At 68.0% G+C, this 16,006-nt stretch carries 17 protein-coding genes; 7 read left to right on the top strand and 10 right to left on the bottom strand.

Annotated elements, in window-relative coordinates:
• Positions 1-148: 148 nt before the first annotated feature.
• Genes ATSB10_RS16145 through ATSB10_RS16125 form a run of 6 tightly spaced genes read right to left on the bottom strand, consistent with a single transcriptional unit; the run spans position 149 to position 4,684 of the window.
• On the bottom strand, positions 149-1,354 hold the full coding sequence (locus ATSB10_RS16145; protein WP_063673755.1) for an ABC transporter permease: 1,206 nt from the start codon (positions 1,352-1,354) through the stop codon (positions 149-151).
• The gene (locus ATSB10_RS16140; RefSeq protein WP_063673754.1) at positions 1,351-2,085 is read right to left on the bottom strand and encodes an ABC transporter ATP-binding protein; all 735 of its coding nucleotides are present in this window, start codon (positions 2,083-2,085) and stop codon (positions 1,351-1,353) included. Before ATSB10_RS16140 ends, ATSB10_RS16145 begins: the two co-directional genes overlap by 4 nt.
• Positions 2,082-2,252: a hypothetical protein gene (locus ATSB10_RS19480; RefSeq protein ID WP_157469321.1), complete on the bottom strand. Its 171-nt coding sequence runs from the start codon at positions 2,250-2,252 to the stop codon at positions 2,082-2,084. Before ATSB10_RS19480 ends, ATSB10_RS16140 begins: the two co-directional genes overlap by 4 nt.
• Positions 2,249-3,820 (bottom strand): alpha/beta hydrolase, encoded by a 1,572-nt coding sequence (locus ATSB10_RS16135; RefSeq protein WP_063673753.1) that lies wholly within the window; start codon positions 3,818-3,820, stop codon positions 2,249-2,251. The genes ATSB10_RS19480 and ATSB10_RS16135 overlap by 4 nt, the downstream gene beginning before the upstream one ends.
• Before the next feature lie 2 nt (positions 3,821-3,822).
• On the bottom strand, positions 3,823-4,023 hold the full coding sequence (locus ATSB10_RS16130; RefSeq protein WP_017463118.1) for a helix-turn-helix transcriptional regulator: 201 nt from the start codon (positions 4,021-4,023) through the stop codon (positions 3,823-3,825).
• Between the two features lie 37 nt (positions 4,024-4,060).
• On the bottom strand, positions 4,061-4,684 hold the full coding sequence (locus ATSB10_RS16125) for a hypothetical protein (RefSeq protein WP_063673752.1): 624 nt from the start codon (positions 4,682-4,684) through the stop codon (positions 4,061-4,063).
• Positions 4,685-5,083: 399 nt separating this feature from the next.
• Between ATSB10_RS16125 and ATSB10_RS16120 the strand changes: the two genes are divergently transcribed.
• The 4 genes from ATSB10_RS16120 to ATSB10_RS16105 all read left to right on the top strand — a co-directional run bounded on the left by ATSB10_RS16120 (position 5,084) and on the right by ATSB10_RS16105 (position 10,250).
• Complete coding sequence (locus ATSB10_RS16120) at positions 5,084-5,629, top strand: fimbrial protein (protein WP_063673751.1); 546 nt, start codon at positions 5,084-5,086, stop codon at positions 5,627-5,629.
• 81 nt (positions 5,630-5,710) lie between these two features.
• The gene (locus ATSB10_RS16115) at positions 5,711-6,457 is read left to right on the top strand and encodes a fimbrial biogenesis chaperone (protein ID WP_063673750.1); all 747 of its coding nucleotides are present in this window, start codon (positions 5,711-5,713) and stop codon (positions 6,455-6,457) included.
• Complete coding sequence (locus ATSB10_RS16110; protein ID WP_063673749.1) at positions 6,454-9,249, top strand: fimbria/pilus outer membrane usher protein; 2,796 nt, start codon at positions 6,454-6,456, stop codon at positions 9,247-9,249. Before ATSB10_RS16115 ends, ATSB10_RS16110 begins: the two co-directional genes overlap by 4 nt.
• Positions 9,246-10,250, top strand: coding sequence for a fimbrial protein (locus ATSB10_RS16105; protein WP_063673748.1), 1,005 nt, complete (start codon positions 9,246-9,248; stop codon positions 10,248-10,250). The genes ATSB10_RS16110 and ATSB10_RS16105 overlap by 4 nt, the downstream gene beginning before the upstream one ends.
• A gap of 21 nt (positions 10,251-10,271) precedes the next feature.
• On the opposite strand, the gene ATSB10_RS16100 is transcribed toward ATSB10_RS16105, so the two are convergent.
• Both ATSB10_RS16100 and ATSB10_RS16095 read right to left on the bottom strand, forming a co-directional pair.
• Positions 10,272-10,592, bottom strand: a complete 321-nt coding sequence (locus tag ATSB10_RS16100) for a hypothetical protein (protein ID WP_157469319.1) — start codon at positions 10,590-10,592, stop codon at positions 10,272-10,274.
• 205 nt (positions 10,593-10,797) lie between these two features.
• On the bottom strand, positions 10,798-11,544 hold the full coding sequence (locus ATSB10_RS16095; protein ID WP_063673746.1) for an FAD-binding oxidoreductase: 747 nt from the start codon (positions 11,542-11,544) through the stop codon (positions 10,798-10,800).
• Between the two features lie 93 nt (positions 11,545-11,637).
• Here ATSB10_RS16095 and ATSB10_RS16090 point away from each other — a divergent pair, with 93 nt between their 5' ends.
• The 3 genes from ATSB10_RS16090 (at position 11,638) to ATSB10_RS16080 (ending at position 14,178) form a co-directional block, all read left to right on the top strand.
• A complete protein-coding gene (locus ATSB10_RS16090; protein ID WP_063673745.1) occupies positions 11,638-12,588 on the top strand; it encodes an ABC transporter ATP-binding protein in 951 nt (316 codons plus the stop codon).
• Positions 12,585-13,361, top strand: a complete 777-nt coding sequence (locus ATSB10_RS16085; protein WP_063673744.1) for an ABC transporter permease — start codon at positions 12,585-12,587, stop codon at positions 13,359-13,361. Before ATSB10_RS16090 ends, ATSB10_RS16085 begins: the two co-directional genes overlap by 4 nt.
• A 97-nt stretch (positions 13,362-13,458) precedes the next feature.
• The gene (locus tag ATSB10_RS16080) at positions 13,459-14,178 is read left to right on the top strand and encodes a pseudouridine synthase (RefSeq protein ID WP_063673743.1); all 720 of its coding nucleotides are present in this window, start codon (positions 13,459-13,461) and stop codon (positions 14,176-14,178) included.
• 152 nt (positions 14,179-14,330) lie between these two features.
• Here the strand turns inward: ATSB10_RS16080 and ATSB10_RS16075 are convergent, their stop codons facing one another.
• Entirely contained in the window at positions 14,331-14,555 is a 225-nt protein-coding gene (locus ATSB10_RS16075; RefSeq protein WP_063673742.1) for a hypothetical protein, read from the bottom strand.
• A gap of 167 nt (positions 14,556-14,722) precedes the next feature.
• Complete coding sequence (locus tag ATSB10_RS16070) at positions 14,723-15,979, bottom strand: TIGR03862 family flavoprotein (RefSeq protein WP_063673741.1); 1,257 nt, start codon at positions 15,977-15,979, stop codon at positions 14,723-14,725.
• Positions 15,980-16,006 lie beyond the last annotated feature (27 nt).

Below are 16,006 nucleotides of genomic sequence, written 5' to 3'. Positions count from 1 at the left end.
CAAAAGCAAGGCCTCGCACTTGCCCTACCTCACTCGCAGGCTCGCACTTGCGGCGAAATGAGTGGCAAGAGGAGTAGGTGAGCAAAAGCGCGCGCACCACGCTTTTCTCTCATTCCTCACTCCTCTTGGCTCACTCCTCGCTTTTCAGTTAGCCCGAAATGGCCAGCCGCTCCGACCGGTACAGCTGCATGGTGATGCCGGCCGCGACCACCGCGGCGACCGCGCTGCCGCCCAGGCACAAGACCAGGTGCAACGGACTGACGCCGGAACCGCGCACCAGGTCGAGGATGCCCAGGTGCTGGCCCATCAGCGGCACCGAGTACATCCAGTCCTGCGGCTTGATCGGCATCACCATCAGCACCACGCTGGGCAGGATCGGCAGCATCATCAGCAGCGACACGTAGGTCTGCGCCTCGCGGTAGCTCTTGGCGAACGCCGCCACCAGCGACTGCAGCGAGGCCAGCAGCACGATCATCGGCGCCTGCAGCAGCAGCACGTGCAGGGCGAACGACGGCCCCAGGTGCAGCTCCATGCCGAGCTTCTCGGTGGGCACGAAGCGGCCGACCACGCTGAAGCCGACCAGGCAGATCGCCAGGCTGGCGGTGGAGAACGCGCAGATCGCCGCCAGCTTGCCGAGGAAGATCTTCCAGCGCGGCACCGGGTTGGCGAACAGCGGCTCCAGAGATTGCCGTTCGCGCTCGCCCGCGGTGAGGTCGATCGCCAGGTACATGCCGCCGATGAACAGCGTGAGCACGAACAGGTAGGGCAGGATGTTGAACAGCAGCACCGCGCGCGACTGGGCGGTGGCCTGATCGCGCTTGGCCACCACCACGGGTACGGCGGTGGCCGGCGACAGGCCGCGCGCCACCAGCCGCATCGCTCCCTGCATCTTCGAGTAGTGCTCGATCAGGTCCGTGACGCGATCGACCGGCGTGCGCGAGTCGCGCTGCGAGGAGTCGTAGATCAGCTCCACCTGCACCGGCTGACCCTTGCGCCAGGCCTCGGGATAGTCCTTGCGGATGCGCAGGGCCAGGTCGATCTGCTGGTCGCGTACCGCCTGCTCCGGATCGGCCACCGGCGGCTGCGGCACCACGCCGCCCTCCTTCAGTGCATTGATCAGGTTCGGTGCGTACTGCGCGCCGATCACCGGCACCTTGAGCGGCTGCTCGGCCTTGTCCAGTTCGCGGTTGATGCTGAAGTTGATCAGCATGACGAACATCAGCGGCGTCAGCAGCGGGCCGGTGAGGAACGCGCTGGTCAGCGTGCGACGATCGCGCAGGTTCTCGCGCACTTCCTTCAGGAACACGGTGAGCACGGCGCGCGCGCGCCGCACGGGAGTCATCGGGGCATTCATGCGGCGAGGCCCTCCTCGCTGCCGATCAGTTTCACGAAGGCTTCCTCCAGATTGGACTCGCCGGTCTGCTCGCGCAGCTCGTCCGGCGTGGCGTCGGCGACCACGCGGCCGCGCGCGATCACCACGATGCGATCACACAGCGCACCGACCTCCTGCATGATGTGGCTGGAGAACAGCACGCAACGCCCTTCGGCTTTCAGGTTGCGCATGAAGTCGCGCAGCGCGCGGGTGGCCATCACGTCCAGGCCATTGGTCGGCTCGTCCAGGATCACGTTGCGCGGATCGTGGATCAGCGCGCGGGCGATCGCGGTCTTGACCCGCTGGCCCTGCGAGAAGCCTTCGGTGCGGCGGTCGGCGATGTCGGCCATGTCCAGTGCCGATACCAGCGCCTCGCGGCGCGTGCGCAGCTCGTCTTCCGGCAGGCCCTGCAGGCGGGCGAAGTAGTCGATGTTCTCGCGCGCGGTGAGCCGCTTGTACAGGCCGCGCGCATCCGGCAGCACGCCGAGCCGGCGACGCACCGAAAGCGGATCGACCGCCGCGTCGATGCCATCCACCAGCACCTGGCCGCGGTCGGGCTTCATCAGCGTGTAAAGCATGCGCAGCGTGGTGGTCTTGCCGGCACCGTTGGGACCGAGCAGGCCGGTGATCTGGCCGTCGCGCGCGGCGAACGTGACGCCGTCGACAGCCTTCACCGAGCCGAAGGCCTTGTGCAGATCCTTTACCTCGATCATGGCGTAGGGCTCCTGGTCAGGCACGAACCGGCCCGCGGCAGCAGCGATGTCACCGCCAGCAGCGGAAGCAGGATCTGGGAAAAGAACGCGGGGGTACCAAGCAGGGCGGCGACGACGATGGCCGCCCCCCACAGCAGTGCGGAAGAACGGGTTTGCTGCCTGGTCATGGCGTCGCTCCGTTGAAATCGATGAACATCGGTGTCGGCTGCAGGCGCTTCAGGCACGACGCATCGAGCGTCTTCGGCTGCAGATCCTCGACGAACCGCTTGACCAGCTTCGGCATGCAGCCGGCGTTGATCACGTTGTGGCCCTGGCCGGGCGCGATCAGGTGGCGGCCATCGCTCAGCCCCTTCAGCACCTCGTCACCGTAGCGGGGCGGGGTCACCGGGTCGTACTGCCCGGACATCAGCAGCACCGGCTTGTCGCTCTTCAGCGGATCGTGGAAATCCTTCGGCCGCGTGCCGTGCGGCCAGACGCTGCACACGGTGGTCAACGCGTCGATCATCCGCGTACCGAGAATGGTGTCCTTGTCCTGCGGCCGGGGGGTGAACAGGTCGGCGTCCTCGCTGCAGATCACCGAGGACTGCATGCCGCCGTTCATGGTGTCGGCCAGGTCGCCGGACAGCAGCTTGGCCTGCCCGAGCAGCGGCCCGACGTCGCCGTGCGCGGCGGCGTCGATCGACAGCGGCAGCAGTGCTGCCGTCGGCGGCGTGTAGGCGAACATGCGCACCACGCTGGCCAACGAGAATTCGCTGAGCCTGCGCTGCACGGTCTGGTAGCTCTGTGGATCGCGGAAGCTGACCACATGCGGATTGGCGCGCAGCGCATCACGCAGCTGGTACAGCGTCTGGTAGGGATCGCCGAAGCGCTTCTTGCACGCCGGATCGGCGGTGCAGCGCGCGAACTGCGCCTTCAGCGCGTCATCCAGGTTGCGCGCGAAGTCCTCGCCGAGCACCAGCTGGTTCGGCACCACGCCATCGAGCACCACCGAGCGCACCGCGTCGGGATAGTGCATCAGGTACTGCTGCGCCATGCGCGTGCCGTAGGACACGCCGACCAGATCGAACGCAGGTGCGCCGAGGGCCTTGCGCACGTCCTCCAGGTCCTGCGCCGCGACGGTGGTGGTGTAGAAGCGCGGGTCGGCCTTCTTCTCCACCTGTGCCAGGCAACGCTGGATCTCGGCCTTGAGCTTGGCCGGGTCGTTGTCGACGTCCTCGTCCGGGGTCGCCGGCTTGCTCTCGTCCTTGCAACTGAGCGGATTCGAGCCACCGGTGCCGCGCTGGTCGAGCAGCAGCAGGTTGCGATGGCCAAGCAGGGGACCGAGTGCGGCAATCGCAGCACCGGCATTTTCCGTCGCCGCCTGGCCCGGGCCGCCGGCGAGGAACACCAGCATGTCCTTCGCCGGCACCTCGGCCTCCGCGCGCACCACGGCCAGCTTGAGCGTAATGTGGCGGCCTTGCGGATCGGCGCGGTTTTCCGGCACATCGAACGGCGCGCACCATGCCGCGCTGGTGCGGCCACTGTCGGGCTGGCCCAGCTCGCACGCGTGCAGCGTGAGCGAGCCAAGCTTCCAGGTGGCCGGTGGAGCCGGTTTCACCGGCGTGTCCAGTGCCGCGGTGCTGGCCGATGCCGGTGTCGACACGGCCGGTGGCGCCTGGCGATGGCGGACGTGGTTGGCCGCGAGGATCGCGACCGCCACGGCGACGGCCACGCCCATGCGGGCTTTTCGATTCATGCTCACGTGCTGCTCCCCGGGTCGAAGATGGATTCGATCGGCTGTCCGAACAGCCGGGCGATCTTGAAGGCCAGCGGCAGGCTGGGGTCGTACTTGCCCGTCTCGATGGCATTGACGGTCTGGCGCGAGACGTCCAGTCGCTCGGCCAGATCCGCCTGCGACCAGCCCTGCGCTCCGCGCAGGTCGCGGACGCGGTTGTTCATCGGGGCGTGCGCCCCGCTGGAGTGGAGGGCGGGAGGGTCATGGTCCGACCACGTCCCCGGCGACCCGACGGCGACGCCAACGGCGCCAGGCCGTCCATGCGGCGAACCCGACGAAGCTGGCCTGCGTCCCCAGCATCACGCCCAGGCTGAATCCGTCCATGTGCCCACGCCACCAGGCGAACAGGGTGGCAACCCCGAGCAAAGCGGCCACCAGCAGGAAGTAGAGCGGAAGTGACCAGGAGGATGTCTCGTCGCAATCCATGCTGCCACCGTAGCGGCGGGTGACCACCCACCAGTGCGTTGCCCCGTAGCTGAACATGATCAGCGGGAACACCCAGATCAGGACGGTGCCGTCGAGCCGGATCGCGCCGGAGGTGGCGAGCAGGCCGCCGACGAGACTCAACGATCCGGTCACGGCCGTGGCCACACCCAGCGCGACCAGGTGGGTGCGCTGCTCGAGTTCGTCGCTGGAGGCGATCTTGTAGGCCAGCAGACCGATCACGTAGAGCATCGGCAGTGCCGGCACCAGAGTGAGCGCCACCTTCTCCCACAGCCCCGGTGCCGCCTTCGCCAGCGGCCACACAGCAAGCATCGCGATGACGTACAGGGTCATGGTGACGCCGATCTGGCGCCGGTACTGGCGTTCGGAAAGTCGCTTCATGCCCCCGCCCCGCCGCGGCAATCCAGCCTGTCGTCCACTTGCTTCATGACCCCTCCTGTCAAGCATGCTTGACAGAAAGCCTAGGTCCGGCGACGCCGCATGTCAAGCGAGCTTTACATGAGCGGCGTATGTCGGCGATGTCTGACAAAACTTTAGGCCAAAAGTGTGATCTGGATTGCAATTTGTGACGTGGTATGTCGCAATCGGGCCTGCGAATTTCACAGCAAGATTCTGAGGAATCGTTCTCAACAAGCTGTTAAACATGGGATTTTTCTGGATAAATCCCAAATTTGGCAAAACATGGCATGCCGCTTGCTTTGATCCACTCGCGGTATCCAAGACCACCAACGATTGGCTGCTGTCCTGATTCACTTTCCTGATCATCAAAGGGGGAACCCCATGCTCCACAAGAAGACGCTGCTTTCGACCGCCCTTGTCGCCGGCCTGGGCTTCCTGGCCTTTGCCGCCTCGCCGGCCCACGCGGCCAGCACCGGCACCATCAACTTCACCGGCAAGGTCCTGGCCGACACCTGCACCATCTCGATCAATGGCGGTCCCGGCACCACCGTGGCGCTGCCGACCGTGATGACCGGCGCCTTCGGCTCCGTCGGCGCCGTCGCCGGCACCACGTCCTTCACCGTCGGCGTCAGCGGTTGCGATGCGAACACCACCAGCGCCGCCATGGCCTTCAACGGTGCCAACATCGACGGCACCACCGGCAACCTCAAGAACACCACGACCACCGGCGGTTCGAACGTGCAGGTCCAGCTGCTGAACTCGTCCAACGCGGTGATCAACGCTTCGACCCAGGCCAACGCGCCGACCATCGCCATCAGCGGCGGTTCGGGCACGACCGGCATGAAGGCGCAGTACATCGCGACGGCGGCATCGACCACCGCCGGTCTGGTGACCTCGTCCGTCGGCTTCACCCTGACCTACCAGTAAGTCGCTGTCTCGCGGCCACCCGTCATCGGGCGGGTGGCCGCCCTCCGCCTGCCGTACCCGGCCCTGTCTCCGGAACGCACCATGAAAAGCCTGCTCTGCACCGTCGGCGCAGCCTTGCTCGTGCTCGCGCTCGTGCTTGGCGCACCCTCCGCCCATGCCAGCGTCGTGATCGCCGGGACCCGCGTGGTGTTTCCCGCCGCCACCGGCGAGGTGACGATCCGCCTCACCAACAACGGCAGCCATCCCGCGCTGATCGAGGCGTGGATCGACGATGGTGACCCCAATTCCACGCCCGACACGGCCAAGGTGCCGTTCCTGGTGACCCCGCCGCTGGTGCGCATGAACGCCGGCAAGGGTCAGAGCCTGCGCATCGTCTACACCGGACAGCCGCTGCCGACCGACCGCGAGTCGCTGTTCTGGCTGAACGTGCTGGAGATTCCGCCCAAGCCCACGGCCAAGGCCGGTGAGGAACAGAACACCCTGCAGTTCGCGATCCGCTCGCGGCTCAAGCTGTTCTTCCGCCCCTCCGGGCTGGCCGGCGACTTCGCCACGGCATCCCGGCAGATCGCCTGGTCGGTGGTTTCCGACGCCAAGGGCTACGCCCTCGAGGCGCGCAACGCCTCGCCCTACTACATCACCTTCAACAAGGTCTCGCTGACCGCCGCCGGGCACACCTACGATGCCGGCACCGGCATGGTCGCTCCCGGCTCCTCGCTGCGGCTGCCGCTGGCCGGGCTCGACCGCGCCGTCACCGCTGCGCAGGTCGACTATACGGTCATCAACGACTTCGGCGCCGGCGCAACCTACAAGGGCAGCACCTCGCCGTGAACCGGGCAAGGGCGAGCGCCGTCACGGCAGCCTCGCGCGGACGGACGGTCCAGCGCCAGGCCCTGTCGTTGCTGATCGGGCTCGCGCTCGCCGGCGGCATGGCTCCGCACGCCCGCGCTGCCGCCGCAAGCGGAGCACCCGCCGGCTCCGGCGCCAATGCCGCCGCCACTGATGCCGATGCGGTCGACACCAACTTCGACCGCAGCATGCTCTCCGGCGCCGGGCAGAACACCACCGACCTGTCACGCTTCGAGCGCGGCGATTTCGTGCCGGCCGGCAACTACAGCGTCGACATCTACCTCAACGAGCGTCCGGTCGGCCGCAACGATGTGCGCTTCAGTGCACCGTCCCCCGACGCGAGCGCCTCGCCCTGCTTCACCCGCGCACTGCTCGACCAGCTCGGCCTGCATCCGGCCGGCCTGTCGAAATCGACCCAGGCCGCCCTCGCCGGCGGACAGGGCTGCGTCGACATCGCCGACATCATCCCCGGCGCCAGCGCGAACTTCGACATGGGCGACCTGCGGCTGGACATCAGCGTGCCCCAGGCCTTCCTCGGCCAGGCGGCGCGCGGCTACGTCGATCCGAAGTTCTGGGACACCGGCGTGACGGCTGGACTGCTCAACTACAACTTCAACGGCTACCGCACCAGCAGCCAGGGCGTGTCGCAGACCTCCGCCTTCCTCGGCCTGGACGCCGGCCTCAACCTCGGCCGCTGGCATTTCCGCCACCAGTCCTCGCTGAACTGGCAGTCCGCCATCGGCGTCACGCCCGCCCGCCGCCGCTGGCAGACGATCGCCAGCTACGCACAACGCGACGTGCCCGAACTGCACGCCCAGCTGACCATCGGCGACTCGTGGACCAGCGGCGAGATCTTCGACAGTGTGGGCATCCGCGGCGTCCAGCTCGCCACCGACGACCGCATGCTGCCGCAGTCCCTGCGCGGCTATGCGCCCACGGTGCGGGGCGTGGCGGACAGCAACGCCAAGGTGACCGTGCGCCAGAACGGCATGGTGATCTACCAGACCACCGTGGCTCCGGGCCCGTTCGCCATCAACGACCTCTACGCCACCGGCTACGGCGGCGACCTCGAGGTCAGCGTCACCGAGGCGAACGGCCGCGTCCACACCTTCTCGGTGCCGTATGCCTCGGTGCCGCAGTTGCTGCGCCCGGGCGTGAGCCGCTTCAGCGCGGTTGCCGGCCAGGTGCGCCAGCAAGGCATCCTCGACACGCCCACCCTGATCCAGGGAACGATCCAGCACGGGTTCAGCAATCTATTGACCGGCTATGCCGGCGTCATCGGCTCGAACGGCTACGCCTCGGCCCTGCTCGGTACGGCACTGAACACCCGCTATGGCGCCTTCGCCATGGATCTGGCCGCCGCACACACGCGCCTGCCCGGCATGGACTCGATGACCGGCCAGAGCCTGCGGCTGAGCTACAGCAAGACCCTGGCCGAGACCGGCACGACGCTCACTGTCGCCGCCTATCGCCGCTCCACCGGAGGCTACCTCTCGCTCCGCGACGCGGTGAGCGCCCGCGATTACGCCCGCCGCGGCCTGCCGGTGTTCGCCACCAGCGTCTCCGGCTACCCGCTGGCGATCAACGGCGTACCGGTGACGGGCCTGCTCACCCCCTCGCAGCAGGCGGCCCTGGCCGGTGTCGACTTCACGGCGCAGAACGGCGTCGACCGCCAGCGCGACAATTTCAGCCTCGCGCTGACCCAGTCGCTGGGCCAGCGCGGTGGCTCGCTCTACCTGAGCGGATCGGTCCGCAGCTACTGGAACCGCGGCGGCACCGACACCCAGTTCCAGCTCGGCTACAACAACGCCTGGGGCCGGGTCACCTACAACCTGTCGGCAAGCCGCGAGCGCGACCTGTTCGGCCGCAACGATAACCGCTTCATGGCCTCGTTCACCGTGCCGCTCGGCAACACGGAGCACGCGCCGGTACTCACCAGCAGCGCCGCCCGCGACACCGCCGGCGGCATGCAGGAACAGGCCACGCTCAGCGGCAACGCCGGCGACGACAACCGCTTCAACTACGGCGTCACCGCCACCCACGACGACACCGTCAGCGGCGGCAGCCCGGGCACCACGGCCAGCTTCAGCGGCGGTTACCGCGGCTCGCACGTGCTGCTCAATGCCGGCTACGGCAGGGGCAGCGGCTACTCGCAGGCCTCGTTCAGCGCAGCAGGCGGCATCGTCGCGCACCCGGGCGGCGTGACGTTCGGCCAGTCCATGGGCGACACCGTGGCCATCGTGCAGGCCACCGATGCCGCCGGGGCAAGCGTCGGCAATGCCACCGGGCTGAAGGTGGACCGGCATGGGTACGCCTTGGTGCCGTATCTCACCCCGTACCTGCTCAATACGATCACCATCGACCCGAACGGCCTGCCGCTGGACGTGCAGCTGGCCAGCACCAGCACCCAGGTCGCCCCGCGCGCCGGTGCGGTGGTGATGGTGAAGTTCTCCACCCAGAGCGGCCGCTTCATGCTGATCCAGGCGCAGCGCCCCGGCGGTGAGGCATTGCCGTTCGGCGCCGAAGTGCAGGACGACCAGGGCCAGGTGGTCGGGGTGGTCGGCCAGGCCGGGCGCATCATGGCGCGCGTCACCCGCAAGAGCGGTCGGCTCAGCGTCGCGTGGGGCGACCCGGATGCCCCGTCCCAGCGCTGCAGCTTCGACTACCGTGTCCCGGCGGGCCCGTCGCGCGACCGCAACGGCGTCTACGCCACCGAGCAGGCGACCTGCGTGGACACATCAACGAACGAGCCGTCCGGGAGGGCGAACGGATGAAACAGGGCAAGCCCGACATGGCCGGCACCAGGCGGCGCCCCTCTCCCGGCTGGAGGCGCGTCGGCGCGCTGGTGCTGCTTGCCGCCCTCTCGCTGCTCGGCCTCACGCCATCGGCACATGCCTCCTGCTCGTTCGATCGCGGATACAGCAAGGGCACCTATCACGTGTCCGTGCCCAGCAGCATCGTCAACGACCCCAGCATCGCGGTCGGGCAGGTGCTTTTCACGTCGACGGCGACCCCGATCGACCAGACGGTCTATTTCACCTGCCGGCGCAGCGGCAACGGCTGGGGGCTGGTGAACGAGGTCGGCGCCACGCCTGGCACGACCACCAACCTGTTTCCCTCCAACGTGCCCGGCGTCGGCTACCGCATCCTGCAGAGCGGCAACTACATCTACCCGTACCCCTATTTCAGTCTCGATGGCTCGAGCTCTTGGTACGAAGCCGATGCAGTGACCCTGGAGATCGTCAAGACCGGCACGATCGCCGATGGCAGCACCCTGTCGATGGGGCCGCTGGTGAGCTTCCGGGCCGGCTCGGGCGGCAACGGCTCGATCTACGACGCGGTGATCAACCTGGCGAACTCGCTGACCTTCACCGCCCCCGCATGCCAGGTGTCCACGCCGAACATCGACGTCACGCTGCCGACCGTCTCCAGCGGCGCGTTCAGCGGCGTCGGCTCGGTGACCGGCGCCACACCGTTCCAGATCCGGCTGCAGTGCTCCAGTGGCGCCACGGTCCGCATCACCATGACCACGGCAACGCCCGTCGCTGGACAGACCGGCGTGATCGCGCCGTCGAGCGGAACGACCTCGGGGGTCGGCGTGCAGGTGCTGGGCTCGTCCGGAAACCCCGAGCAGTTCGGCAATCCGGCGGTGATCGGCGCCACGCCGAACGGCACCATGACGGTGAATTACTCGGCGCGCTACTTCCAGACCGCTCCGGCCGTGGGCCCGGGCACGCTCGGGGCAACCGCCACGTTCACGCTGTCCTACCAGTAGGCGCTTTGCGCCGGGCTGCTGCTACTCGTATGTGCGCACGACCACCCGTACGTCGGGCTGGCCGGTCGCGCCGGCACCGGCATAGCCGGCGTAGTAGTTGAGCAGCCGATCGTGCGCGGCGGATGCCGCATCGAGCTGGACCACGCTGCGGGTGTAGGTCTGGCCGGCATCGCTGGCCGTGCGGCCACAGCTGCGCAGGTCGGGCGCGGCGACGCCGGCGCCCTGCGGGCCGGCGATCCCGTCGGAGGCGACCACCGCGCAGGTGGGCTCCACCACGGCACCGGAAAAACTGATGGATCCGGCATCGGCGCGCGCGAAGGTGACCCCCATCGCAAGGGCCAACGCACATCCGGCTGCTGTGAATATCCGCCTCATGAATCCCGTCCTGGCGCCTCCGCTGGGGAGGGCTTGGACGGTCATCGGCCGTTACCGGAGCAACTTGACCGGGTCTCCTGGGGACGGGCCCGATTCCGTGATGCACTTCACGCTTTCCGGTCCGTGGCGCCGACGCAGGGCTTTCCGGCGTCACCCGCCATGCCGGGGCGGGTCAGCGCGAGGAGATGTACTTCTCGCGGCGGATCTGCGGCACCGGCAGGCCGAACTCCTTCAGCGCCGCGAAGGCGGCGTCGACCATGTTGGGGTTGCCGCACAGGTAGGCGATGTCGCGGCCGGCGGCCGGCGCCAGGTCCGGCAGGGCGGTCTGCACGTGACCCATGCGGTCGGTCGCACGCGGCACGGCGCGGGCTTCCCGGCTCAGGCAACTCAAGTAGGTGAAGCCCGGGTGGCCCGCGGCGAAGGCGGTGAACTCCTCGTCGTAGAGCAGCTCGGCCTCCTTGCGGGCGCCGTAGATCAGCACCGCCTCGCGCCCGCCGGGCGCCAGCCATTCGGCCAGCTGCGGCAGCATCGCGCGGTACGGGGTCACGCCGGTACCGGTGGCCAGCAGCAGGTAGCGCGGGTGGGCGTCGCCAGCCTGCAGGCAGAAGCGACCGTACGGCCCGCTGGCCTCGATCGTGTCGCCCGTCGCTAGCCCGCCCAGCAGTGCGGTGGCCGCGCCGCCCTCCACGTAGCTCACCGCGATCTCGATGCGCTGCACCGGCGAGCGGCCATCGCCGACCGTGGCCACCGAGTAGCTGCGCTTGGTCGCGGTGCCGTCGGCGTAGTGGAAATGGACCTGCAGGAACTGCCCCGGCACGAAGGCCAGCGGCTGGCCGTCGGCCCGCTCGAACACCAGGTGGCGCACGGTGGGCGCCAGCATGCGGCTGTCGACGAGGCGGAGGGTGAAGTGGTCGGCCATGGGGGTTCCCGGAAACGCTGTGTGCACCCGGCAGGCGCGGGCGGCGTGGACAAGCCCTTTATAATAGGAGGCTTGCCCCCATCGATGCAGCCCATGTCCACACCTACCGCATCCCCGGTTCCGGCGCTCGTCGTCGACAACCTGCGCAAGACCTATGGCAACGGCGTCGAGGCGCTCAAGGGCGTCAGCCTGACCGTGCAGCCCGGCGACTTTTTCGCCCTGCTCGGCCCCAACGGCGCCGGCAAGTCGACCCTGATCGGCATTCTCTCCTCGCTGGTGAACTCCACCGGCGGCGACGCGCAGGTGTTCGGCGTGTCCGTCAACAAGCAGCGCAACGAGGCGATGAAGCTGATCGGCCTGGTGCCGCAGGAGATCAACTTCAACCAGTTCGAGAAGCCGTTCGACATCTGCGTCAACGAGGCGGGCTTCTACGGCATCCCGCGGAAGATCGCCGCCGAGCGCGCGGAGAAATACCTGAAGGAACTGCGCCTGTGGGACAAGGCGCACCACCAGGCGCGCATGCTCTCCGGCGGCATGAAGCGGCGCCTGATGATCGCCCGCGCGATGATGAACGAGCCGAAGCTGCTGATCCTCGACGAGCCGACCGCCGGCGTCGATATCGAGATCCGCCGCTCGATGTGGCAGTTCGTCAGCGGTATCAACGCGGCCGGCACCACGGTGATCCTCACCACGCACTACCTGGAGGAAGCCGAGCAGTTGTGCCGCAACATCGCGATCATCGACCACGGCACCATCGTGGAGAACACCTCGATGAAGCGGCTGCTGGCCAAGCTCGATTCGGAAACCTTCGTGCTCGACGTGACCGCCGCACCCGAGCAGCTTCCCACGCTGACGGACATCACCCTGCGCCGGGTCGACGAGCACACGCTCGAAGCGGAGATGCCGCGCACCTCCGACCTCAACGCGCTGTTCGCCGCGCTGACCGAACACGGCATCGCGGTGAAGTCGATGCGCAACAAGACCAATCGCCTGGAGGAGCTGTTCGTGCGGCTCGTCGAGAACGGCCGGGAGAAGGTGGCATGAGCCATTCGCTGAACATGGTCGCGCTGTACACCATCGTGCGACGCGAGATCGCGCGCATCATGCGCATCTGGACCCAGACCCTGATCCCGCCGGTGATCACGATGACGCTGTACTTCGTGATCTTCGGCAAGCTGATCGGCAGCCGCATCGGCACGATCGACGGCGGCTACACCTTCATCCAGTACCTCGCGCCCGGCCTGGTGATGATGTCGATCATCCAGAACAGCTACGGCAACATCTCCTCCTCGTTCTTCGGCGCCAAGTTCAGCCGTGCGGTGGAAGAGATGCTGGTGTCGCCGATGCCGAACTGGGTGATCCTGCTCGGCTACGTCATCGGCGCCGTGGTGCGCGGCCTGGCGGTCGGTGCGCTGGTGCTGGCGGTTGCGCTGTTCTTCACCTCGCTGCACCTGAAGCATCCGCTGATCGCCCTGCTGGCGATCATCCTGGGCTCGACCATCTTCTCGCTGGCCGGCTTCATCAACGCCGTCTACGCGAAGAAGTTCGACGACATCGCGCTGGTGCCGACCTTCATCATCGCCCCGCTGGCCTACCTGGGCGGCGTGTTCTATTCGATCAAGATGCTCGGCGAGCCGTGGCAGGCGATCTCGCGGGTCAACCCGATCCTGTACATGGTCAACGCCTTCCGCTACGGCGTGCTCGGCATCAGCGACGTGGGCATCGGCACGGCCTTCGCCGTGATGGGGTTGTTCGTGGCGGTGCTGTCGGTGATCGCACTGCAGTTGCTCAAGCGCGGCGTCGGATTGCGCTCCTGACATGGGCCGGTAGGAGCGCACCCTGTGCGCGAATGATCTTCCGGGGCCGGACAAAGGCGATCGCGCACAGGGTGCGCTCCTACACGGGTGCTGTGGCATGCGGGTGAACAAATACATCAGCGAAGCCGGCCTGTGCTCGCGCCGCGAGGCGGATGAGCTGCTGCTGGCCGGGCGGGTGACCATCAACGGCGAAGTCGTGACCACCGGTGCCAAGGCGCTGGAGGGCGACGAGGTCCGCGTGGACGGCGAGATCGTCAAGGCGCGCATCCTGGCAGCGACCCCGTCGGCGAAGAAGGCCGTCTACATCGCGCTGAACAAGCCGGTCGGCATCACCTGCACCACCGACCCGAGCGTGGCCGGCAACATCGTCGACTTCGTCGACCACCCGCAGCGGATCTTCCCGGTCGGCCGGCTGGACAAGGATTCGGAAGGCCTGATCCTGCTGACCAGCAACGGCGACATCGTCAACGAGATCCTGCGCGCCGAGAACCACCACGAGAAGGAATACCTGGTGGCGGTGAACAAGGCGGTCACCGACGAGTTCCTCGCCGGCATGAGCAAGGGCGTGCGCATCCACGGCCAGATGACCCAGCGTTGCCGCGTGCGGCGCATCGCCAGGTTCGGCTTCGGCATCGTGCTGACCCAGGGCCTGAACCGGCAGATCCGGCTGATGGCCGCGGCCTTCGGCTACCGCGTCACCCAGCTGCGCCGCGTGCGCATCGACAACATCAAGCTCGGCCATCTCAAGCCCGGGCAATGGCGCAATCTCACCGACGCGGAATTGAAGGGCCTGTTGCCGAATCGCACGCAGTGGTGACCCCGGAAAAGCCCCGGCACATCCGCTGACGATGAGGCGGCGGGGGTCCCCGGCAGGCCAGGACACGATCGTTGACCGAGCCCCGATGCAGAACGGCCCGCGCAAGGCGGGCCGTTCGATCCGGACACCCTGCAGCCGCAGGGTGCTAGGCGTTATTGCTTAACGTGACAGGTGCTGCAAGCGGGCATCTCCGCCGCGGCACGGAAACCGCGTACGTCCACCACATCCGCAAAACCACCGGTATCGCGAATGCCCAATGCCTGATGCATGCGGTTGACCGGCGCCCGGTTCGATGCCGAGTGGATGGCCTCACCAGCCACCGCACCACTGGCCACCGCCGTCAGCACCGCTACCATGGAAAGGGTACGAATCTTCATGATCTGCAATCTCCTCGCCCGATTGACGACTTCGCGACCACTGCGACCTGGCCCATGCGGCCGGCAGCGATGCGATGCCCCGTGTCCATATCCCCCGTTCGCCAGCGTAGCGCCGAAATTCCGACGCTACCAGCGCGATCGATGCTGCATCGCGTGAGTAAACGTATTCATTCCCGTCCTGCAGCGGACGCGAACTTCAGCCAGGCCACGGCGCCGAGTCCCGCCTGCCGACCGCTGGCGAAGCAGGCGGTCAGCAGATACCCGCCGGTCGGGGCTTCCCAGTCCAGCATCTCGCCGGCGCAGAACACGCCCGGTCGGTCGATCAGCATCAGGCTCTCGTCCAGCGCGGCCAGCGTCACGCCGCCGGCGGTGCTGATCGCCTCGGCCACCGGCCGCGGCGCGCTGAACGTCAACGGCAGTGCCTTGACCAGCGCGGCCAGTCGCGCGGCATCGGCCAGCACCGCCTTGTCGGCCACCTCGAACACCAGCGCACACTTCGCGGCATCCAGCCCCGCGCGGCGACGCAGCCAGTCGCCCAGGCTGTGCCTGCCGCGGGGCGCGGCGAGCCGGGCGGCAAGCACATCGACGCTGTAGCCGGGCGCCAGGTCGAGCTGCAGGGCTGCCTCGCCGCGTTCGCGGATCTGCCGGCGCAGTGCCGGGCCGATCGCATAGAGCAGACTGCCCTCCAGGCCATAGCCGCTGATCACGCACTCGCCCTGGCGCTGCCGTGGCCTGCCGTCCGCGTCCTGCCAATGCGCCACCACGGCCTTCAGCGGCGCACCGCCAAAACGACTGGCAAGGTGCTCGCTCCATGCGCGTTCGAAGCCGCAGTTGGCCGCTTCCAGTGGCGTGGTGGCGACGCCGGCTGCAGCCAGTACATCCATCCACGCGCCGTCGGAACCGAGCTGCGGCCAGCTGCCGCCGCCCAGCGCCAGCACGGTGGCCGCCGGCGCCACGGTGCGCTCACCGTCGGCGGTGGCGAAACGCAAGGTGCCGTCGTCGCGCCACCCCGACCAACGGTGTTGCATGTGGAAGCGCACGCCGTCGGCATGCAGCCGGCGCACCCAGCGACGCAGCAGCGGTGCAGCCTTCAGGTCCGACGGAAACACCCGGCCCGAGCTGCCGACGAAGGTTTCCACGCCCAGCCCGCGCGCCCAGTCGCGCAATGCTTCCGCATCGAACTCACGCAACCACGCACCGACCCGCGTCGCACTCGCGCCGTAACGGCCGACGAAGTCGGCGAAGCCCTCGCTGTGGGTGAGATTGAGCCCGCCCTTGCCGGCCAGCAGGAACTTGCGTCCCACCGAACCCATGGCGTCGTAGAGGTCCACCGCCACGCCGGCCCGGCACAGCTGTTCGGCGGCCATCAGTCCGGCCGGCCCGCCACCGACCACGGCGACGCGCGAAGAAGAAGCATCGGTCATGCCGCGGATGGTCGCATGCCGAAGGTC

The sequence above is a fragment of the Dyella thiooxydans genome (assembly GCF_001641285.1).
In the GTDB taxonomy this organism is placed as follows: Bacteria; Pseudomonadota; Gammaproteobacteria; order Xanthomonadales; family Rhodanobacteraceae; genus Dyella_A; species Dyella_A thiooxydans.
The sequence above is the reverse complement of the archived record's forward strand: the minus strand, read 5'-3'. Positions and strand labels throughout refer to the sequence as shown.

What these genes read in the sequence shown, in the direction of transcription:
- ATSB10_RS16145 (WP_063673755.1), bottom strand. Translation starts at nt 1,354, where the DNA reads ATGAATGCCCCGATGACTCCCGTGCGGCGCGCGCGCGCCGTGCTCACC.
- ATSB10_RS16140 (WP_063673754.1), bottom strand. Translation starts at nt 2,085, where the DNA reads ATGATCGAGGTAAAGGATCTGCACAAGGCCTTCGGCTCGGTGAAGGCT.
- ATSB10_RS19480 (WP_157469321.1), bottom strand. Translation starts at nt 2,252, where the DNA reads ATGACCAGGCAGCAAACCCGTTCTTCCGCACTGCTGTGGGGGGCGGCC.
- ATSB10_RS16135 (WP_063673753.1), bottom strand. Translation starts at nt 3,820, where the DNA reads ATGAATCGAAAAGCCCGCATGGGCGTGGCCGTCGCCGTGGCGGTCGCG.
- ATSB10_RS16130 (WP_017463118.1), bottom strand. Translation starts at nt 4,023, where the DNA reads ATGAACAACCGCGTCCGCGACCTGCGCGGAGCGCAGGGCTGGTCGCAG.
- ATSB10_RS16125 (WP_063673752.1), bottom strand. Translation starts at nt 4,684, where the DNA reads ATGAAGCGACTTTCCGAACGCCAGTACCGGCGCCAGATCGGCGTCACC.
- ATSB10_RS16120 (WP_063673751.1), top strand. Translation starts at nt 5,084, where the DNA reads ATGCTCCACAAGAAGACGCTGCTTTCGACCGCCCTTGTCGCCGGCCTG.
- ATSB10_RS16115 (WP_063673750.1), top strand. Translation starts at nt 5,711, where the DNA reads ATGAAAAGCCTGCTCTGCACCGTCGGCGCAGCCTTGCTCGTGCTCGCG.
- ATSB10_RS16105 (WP_063673748.1), top strand. Translation starts at nt 9,246, where the DNA reads ATGAAACAGGGCAAGCCCGACATGGCCGGCACCAGGCGGCGCCCCTCT.
- ATSB10_RS16095 (WP_063673746.1), bottom strand. Translation starts at nt 11,544, where the DNA reads ATGGCCGACCACTTCACCCTCCGCCTCGTCGACAGCCGCATGCTGGCG.
- ATSB10_RS16090 (WP_063673745.1), top strand. Translation starts at nt 11,638, where the DNA reads ATGTCCACACCTACCGCATCCCCGGTTCCGGCGCTCGTCGTCGACAAC.
- ATSB10_RS16085 (WP_063673744.1), top strand. Translation starts at nt 12,585, where the DNA reads ATGAGCCATTCGCTGAACATGGTCGCGCTGTACACCATCGTGCGACGC.
- ATSB10_RS16080 (WP_063673743.1), top strand. Translation starts at nt 13,459, where the DNA reads ATGCGGGTGAACAAATACATCAGCGAAGCCGGCCTGTGCTCGCGCCGC.
- ATSB10_RS16075 (WP_063673742.1), bottom strand. Translation starts at nt 14,555, where the DNA reads ATGAAGATTCGTACCCTTTCCATGGTAGCGGTGCTGACGGCGGTGGCC.
- ATSB10_RS16070 (WP_063673741.1), bottom strand. Translation starts at nt 15,979, where the DNA reads ATGACCGATGCTTCTTCTTCGCGCGTCGCCGTGGTCGGTGGCGGGCCG.